The organism is Pseudonocardia oroxyli, from assembly GCF_900102195.1.
GTDB lineage: Bacteria > Actinomycetota > Actinomycetes > Mycobacteriales > Pseudonocardiaceae > Pseudonocardia > Pseudonocardia oroxyli.
The window spans coordinates 1-1,088 of record NZ_FNBE01000052.1; the positions used below are offsets into that span (position 1 = coordinate 1).

At 69.3% G+C, this 1,088-nt stretch carries 2 protein-coding genes; both read left to right on the forward strand.

Annotated elements, in window-relative coordinates:
• The coding region (locus tag BLS43_RS29180; protein ID WP_143030301.1) for an LLM class oxidoreductase at positions 1-531 on the forward strand (531 nt) is incomplete at its 5' end.
• Positions 528-851 (forward strand): NIPSNAP family protein, encoded by a 324-nt coding sequence (locus BLS43_RS29185; RefSeq protein ID WP_093089914.1) that lies wholly within the window; start codon positions 528-530, stop codon positions 849-851. The genes BLS43_RS29180 and BLS43_RS29185, both read left to right, overlap by 4 nt.
• Positions 852-1,088: the final 237 nt, after the last annotated feature.

The window sequence follows — 1,088 nt, forward strand, 5'->3', positions numbered from 1 at the left end:
CTGCTCACGGCGCCGAACTGGGGCAACTTCGAGCCGCACGGGGACCTCGAGGCGCTCCTCGAGGCCTACAACACCGCCGCCGCCGAGAGCGGCGCGCCGCGCGGTGAGGTCATGGTCTACCGGCACACCTGGCTGGGCCGCACCGAGGCGGACGCGCTGGAGTACTTCGACGACATGGTGAACGAGTACAACCACTACCTCGCCCTCACCCAGACCGGGCCCGGTGCGGGCACCCGGGAGGCCCGCCTCAAGGCGCGGGACGTGGGTGAGCAGGTCGAGTTCGTGGAGGCGGGCCGGGTCGTGGCCGCGACCGAGTCGCCCTCGTCGGACAACCTGTGGGAGAAGTACTCCGACCCGGTCCTCAGTACCGCGGACAAGATGATCGAGCGCTTCCGCGCCATGGAGGCGATGGGCGTGGACCATCTCGCCTGCCTGATCGCCTGGGGCCAGCCCGTCGAGGCCGTCGTCGCGCAGATGGAACTGATGGCCGAGCAGGTGCTGCCCGCCTTCGCCGAGCGGGGCCGGGCGTGATCTTCGAGGTCCGGGAGTACGTGGCCGTCCCCGGGAGGCTCGGCGCGGTCGTGGAGCTGTTCACCTCGGCCACCGTGCCGCTGCTGGCCAAGCACGGCATGGAGCTGGTCAGCGCGGGGCGCACGCTGATCGGCGAGCACTCCTGGGGTGAGCTCGTCTACACCCTGCGCTTCGCCGACCTCGCCGACCTCGAACGCAGGTGGGGCGCGCTGCTGGCCGACCCCGACTGGGGCGCGGCGCTCGCCGCCGCCGAGGCGGACGGCCCGCTCTTCCAGACCATGCGGCGACGCGTCCTCGACGCCGCACCGGTCACGGCCTGACGACGGTGCCGGCCTGCGTTTCTCGGCGATGTAGAAACGTTAAAACCTTGTGTAGGCCTGCCGTGGGGCCTGGTCTGCTGCGCCGCTGAAGGCCAAGGTGGGCCGAGGGTGGAGTTCGCAGGATCGCGCGCAGTGCTCGCAGACTAGAAACGACTCAAGTGAAGGTGGACCGATGGGGTATCTCGACAACCTGATCATCGACACGGACAACTACAAGCACTGTCACTATCCGCTGTA